The following is a 4537-nucleotide window of genomic DNA, read 5'->3' on the forward strand; positions in this document are numbered from 1 at the left end:
ATGGGCTTCGTCTTCCTCGTCTCCGCCCTCGACTGGCTCAGATGAATGCAGACACGGCCTAGGCCGTCGAGGACACGGACGCCTTGGCGACGATCCCTTCGGCCCCGCGTCTTAATGTCGGATCGATGAAGGTCGCGTCCATAATGACGGACGGGCCCGCTGCAAGCATCGGGGCGGCACGCGCGAACATGCCGCGATAAACCGCCGCCCGGCTGTCCGGGCCGTAGGCTTCCGCATCGAGCTTTGTGCTCCGTGCCATGCCTGCCTTACGTTCGAGATCGGAGCTCAGAAGCGTTGCGCCTAACTGCGGTGCCAGCGCGCGCGCCAGAACGCTTTTTCCGCTGCCAGAGTACCCGCGAATGGCCACGAGGCCAGGCGCCGCCGGTAGCAGAGCCACGCAGGAAAGGTCCAGATAGGCTGCCACCTCCTAACCCAGCAAGTCCGGCTGCTGACGCGCCGCATCGGTTTGCAAGAGCACAATGGCCTGCATGACGGCGCGCAGGGACAGGAACAGCGGCAAGGCCGCAAGGCCGGTGTCCTCGGCCCCCCGCGCCGACGATAGCTACGCGTCGAGCACGCGGCAAGGCGCTCGGCGCTCCGCTCGATATCGCACTCGTGCGCAAGGTCGGGGTTCCTGGACAAACGGCCGTGTCTTCGTTCAACGATGGCACGCTTCTCGACAGTGTCGCTTCCGTAGTGGGCGAAGTGAAGTCAAGTATCTTGAAAACATGAAACTAAACGGCGTTTGCCGGTGACTGCAGCGCGATGATCACTGGAGCCGATCCAGCGACAGACAATCGTGATCGTTGTCTTTTTGGGCGTATTGGCCTTCGGCTTCGTCCATCCGAACCTGGTCGCTTCGCCGGTTTCATGCTTCCGTCCATAGTCGGCGCTTGGCCGCCACTTTATGCCTTGTCAGATGGATCCCGCGCGCCGATCTCTACGGCGTGCTCTTGCCTTACGGCATCTCTCTTACAGACAGCGTCGCCGCGGTCGCCGCGACCAAAGCTGCGCTCAGCGAGCGGCTGCAAGTGGTGCCGTGCGCGCCGCTGATCGCCGATGCGATCACGCGCCTGCACCGCTCTAATGGCGCCCGGAGCGATTGATCCAAGCCGCGCAAGCTTGGACGCTTGACGGCAGTCAATGACGCCCGGGTGCCTTCGATGGATTGTCCGCGCAAACCCTTGATGGAAGAGTTGCGAAGATGGAAATCGCCAATGCCATGCACCGCCACGCCGACTGGGCCAGCGCCGACACCCCGGTCAGCGAAGTGGCGCGGATGATGCAAAAGGACGATATCGGTGCGATACCGGTCGGAAAGGATGACAAGCTGATCGGCATGATCACCGACCGCGACATCGCGCTTCGCGTCGTCGCGGCGGGACGCGATCCTGTGAAGACCACGGCCGAAGAGATCATGACCAAGGGCATCGTCTATTGCCGCACGACCGAGACGGTGGAGGATGCCATTCATCTCATGGATCAGAAGAAGATCCGCCGCCTGCCCGTCATCGACGAGAACAAGAGGCTCGTCGGCATGCTCAGCCTCGGTGACGTATCTCACGCCGTGAGCCGGGAGTTGTCGGGCGAACTGCTGCAAGCCATCGCGGCCCATCATTCATAGACGAGGGGAGGCCGTGCAGAGGACGAGAAATGCAGGCCGAACCGATCCTCTCTTACCACAATATCGACCGCTCGTCGGCGGTCGATGACCTCGGGCACCGCCGCATCGAGATGCCGGAGCGGCACCACGACCGCATCACGGGACGCGAAGTCACACTGGAGTTCGCCTCAAGCCGCCATCCGCAAGCCTCATCGATCTAGCCGAGCGACCTTGAGGAGCTCCCTCACGCTCCGAATGCCATCGACTTCATCTTCCCCGGCCTCCCTCGCCAGTGCACTGAGATCCAGAACACCGATCAGGTTAGGCTCGATGATACGAATGGCGCTGTCGTCTTGAAGCGCATGGAGCGCGCGTGAAATGGATTCCGGCCTCGTGCCGAGTAGATGGGCAAGATCCTGTCGGCCGATCGGGATGCGGATCTCGATGCCGCCGTCACGCGCCTTCACGATGTGATCGATCGTCGAGAACCGCGTGACCATGAGCAGCAGGAATCCAGCGATCCGGCCGGTGATTTTCTGGTTGGACAGGATAATCATCCAGTCGCGCGCGCGATCCAGCTCGTTGAGCGTGTTCAGCATGACGGCGCGATCGAGGTCCGGAGACCGCATCAGCAGTTCCTCGAACTCGCCTCGGGGGAACGCGCAGAACTCGGCGTCGGTCGCCACCTCGATGGCGAATTCCGTCGCACCGCCGAAGACCCGCCCGAAAATGTCGCCTTCCACCAGCAGACCGACGATATGGTGACGACCGTCCGCCAGCGTCTTCTGCATGCGGAGGAGGCCCGACAACACGCATCCCACGAAGTCGGGGGTCTCTCCTTCTTGCACGACCGTCTGACCCATTCGGAAAACGCGCATCCTGCACATGGCGTTGAGAGCATCCCGCGTTTCAGGAAGCATTCCCTGCAAGGTCGAAATGCCGGTCACTCGGTCTTGCGCCGTCCTCGTCGTTCCTTTGGACATCAGGCCTCCCCACAGAACCGGCAGCCCCACGAGGAACGGATCTCGGGTCCCGTAAAGTGCAAAACGTTAAACAATCTTAGCAGAACCATTCGGCCCGGTCCATAGGCGGGAAGGCGCTCACATCTCCCGCCTTGACAGCTATCAATGACCGTTGTCGGCGAATTCGCTTGGATGCCATGCGGGCGCAGGCAGTGCCTCTAGAGGGTGTGTTATGCAAGAAAAGACATGGGTGCTTATGACCAACGTTGTCAGGGCGCTGATCCTTCGCGGACTGGAAGATGGCGCTTCGGAAGATCCGATCGAACTCGTCAGCAAGGCGAAGTCGACCCATCTTCGAGAAATCTTCTCTGACAAGGCGGGCCGCAGTTTCGCATCGGATGCGAGCGGGCGGCGTTCGGCGATGGAGCCCGGCTCCGACCCGGTCCTGTGCGACATGCACGACTTCGCGCACGAAATCTTGGCCACTCTCGATGGTCATCTGCGCGCCGGGCGCTTGACCCGGCTGGCGATCTTCGCCGCGCCGAAAATTTTCGGGATCCTCCGCCAAGAGATGCCTGCGTCGCTTGGCAAGATCGTGATCCTCGAGCGGGGCCTCAACCTGATGAACCTGTCAGGTGCGGAACTCCACGACGCCGTGATCGGGGCGCTGAGAGTGGAATGCCAATCATGACCCACCATGTGCGAATTCCGGGTACCGACAGCCGCAAGCCACCCGCACCGACGGCTTTCCCGTTGGGGCGGTGCATCGGTTGCCCTCTGCGCGGCGCCGAAATGTGTCGCATGATATTCGAACATGGCATCCTCCGCACTTCCGCGCCGCCGCTGCGCCATTACCGCAAGGGAAAACTGATCCTCGAACGCGGGAAGCCTTCCGACTTTCTCGGGGTAATCCGACGCGGCTACGCGCGGCGGTCAGAAATGCGGAAGGATGGAAAACGCGTCCTGTTCGGACTTGCGATACCGGGCGATTTCGCCGGGGCGCTTTCTGGCCAGAACTCGGCCTGCGATCTCGAAGCGGCGACCGACCTCGAAATCTGTGCGTATGATTCGAGCGCCGTGAATTGGCAACTGGCGGAAAATCCGCGCATGCGGCAAACACTGCTGCAGGATCTCGATCGGCAACACCATCGGTTTCTCGAAACGCTTTGGCGATACGGCAGCCTGAACAGCCGTGAACGGATCATTGCATTCCTGTTGATGGCAACCGATTTCATGCCGACCGAGCCACTGCCGGACGGCAGCCTGATCCTCAGGATGGAGATCGAACGCCGTGATTGGGCCGACCTGACAAACACGGCGGTCGAGACGATCAGTCGGACGCTACGTTATCTAGAGGAAAAGGCCCTGCTCTCAAGTCTGTCGCCTTACCGGTTCCGGCTGCACGATCTGGATCGGCTGGCGCATATTGCGGGGGTCGATCCTGTCCGCCGGCAGAAGCCTGGGCATGATCGGCCGGAGCGGCTGACGAATCCTTGCAAGGCGCCGGTGTCCGCAAGCCCGATGACAGCCGTCAATGCTCCGATTTACCGCTCAGCTACCCTCAGGATGTTAAGAAAACCTTAGTCCGCGCCGACGCGCGGCCTTGGCGGAGGAAGACTGATCGATGAGCAAAAAGAAATCCGACATTGAAGTCCACAAGAAGCCTCCGCCGGCAGGCGCCGAAAGCTGGCGGTCGATGCTCTCGCTGCGCAACGAAATCGACCGGCTGTTCGATGATTTCGGGACAGGGCTGTGGCGCCAGCCGTTTTCGCGCCGGATGCACGCACTTCTGCCGGCCGGCTCCGGCTGGGCGCTGCAGCCCGCGACCGAGTTCGTGGAATGCGACGGCGAGTACCGGCTGACGGCGGAATTGCCGGGCATGTCCGTAGAGAGTTCAGCCTGAACTAATTCGTTCAGGCTGAACAACCTTCTGGCCTGTCGTTCTGGAGCCTGCCGAGGGAGATTTGAGTGC

The 4537-nt window shown here is 61.6% G+C and carries 8 protein-coding genes; 6 read left to right on the plus strand and 2 right to left on the minus strand.

What is annotated here, in order from left to right; genetic code table 11:
- Positions 1-58: 58 nt before the first annotated feature.
- Entirely contained in the window at positions 59-424 is a 366-nt protein-coding gene (locus tag DDE13_RS21830) for an AAA family ATPase (RefSeq protein ID WP_111406313.1), read from the minus strand.
- A 469-nt stretch (positions 425-893) separates the two neighbouring features.
- On the opposite strand from DDE13_RS21830, the gene DDE13_RS23110 reads away from it, so the two are divergent.
- The 3 genes from DDE13_RS23110 to DDE13_RS23115 all read left to right on the plus strand — a co-directional run bounded on the left by DDE13_RS23110 (position 894) and on the right by DDE13_RS23115 (position 1824).
- Positions 894-1106 carry a hypothetical protein gene (locus DDE13_RS23110; protein ID WP_162631174.1) on the plus strand — a complete coding sequence of 71 codons (213 nt, stop codon included), beginning with the start codon at positions 894-896 and terminating at the stop codon, positions 1104-1106.
- A 116-nt stretch (positions 1107-1222) separates the two neighbouring features.
- Positions 1223-1624, plus strand: coding sequence for a CBS domain-containing protein (locus DDE13_RS21835; RefSeq protein ID WP_235868812.1), 402 nt, complete (start codon positions 1223-1225; stop codon positions 1622-1624).
- Positions 1625-1653: 29 nt separating this feature from the next.
- A complete protein-coding gene (locus DDE13_RS23115; RefSeq protein ID WP_162631175.1) occupies positions 1654-1824 on the plus strand; it encodes a hypothetical protein in 171 nt (56 codons plus the stop codon).
- On the opposite strand, the gene DDE13_RS21840 is transcribed toward DDE13_RS23115, so the two are convergent.
- The gene (locus DDE13_RS21840; RefSeq protein ID WP_235868813.1) at positions 1813-2586 is read right to left on the minus strand and encodes a Crp/Fnr family transcriptional regulator; all 774 of its coding nucleotides are present in this window, start codon (positions 2584-2586) and stop codon (positions 1813-1815) included. The genes DDE13_RS23115 and DDE13_RS21840 overlap by 12 nt on opposite strands.
- A 211-nt stretch (positions 2587-2797) precedes the next feature.
- Here DDE13_RS21840 and DDE13_RS21845 point away from each other — a divergent pair, with 211 nt between their 5' ends.
- The 3 genes from DDE13_RS21845 to DDE13_RS21855 are packed head-to-tail and all read left to right on the plus strand — an operon-like array spanning position 2798 to position 4468.
- Complete coding sequence (locus DDE13_RS21845) at positions 2798-3256, plus strand: host attachment protein (RefSeq protein WP_111406315.1); 459 nt, start codon at positions 2798-2800, stop codon at positions 3254-3256.
- Entirely contained in the window at positions 3253-4149 is an 897-nt protein-coding gene (locus DDE13_RS21850; protein ID WP_162631176.1) for a Crp/Fnr family transcriptional regulator, read from the plus strand. Before DDE13_RS21845 ends, DDE13_RS21850 begins: the two co-directional genes overlap by 4 nt.
- A gap of 40 nt (positions 4150-4189) precedes the next feature.
- Positions 4190-4468 (plus strand): hypothetical protein, encoded by a 279-nt coding sequence (locus tag DDE13_RS21855; protein WP_222626183.1) that lies wholly within the window; start codon positions 4190-4192, stop codon positions 4466-4468.
- The last annotated feature ends 69 nt before the right edge of the window (positions 4469-4537 follow it).

Source organism: Meridianimarinicoccus zhengii, assembly GCF_003254465.1.
Classification (GTDB): domain Bacteria; phylum Pseudomonadota; class Alphaproteobacteria; order Rhodobacterales; family Rhodobacteraceae; genus Meridianimarinicoccus; species Meridianimarinicoccus zhengii.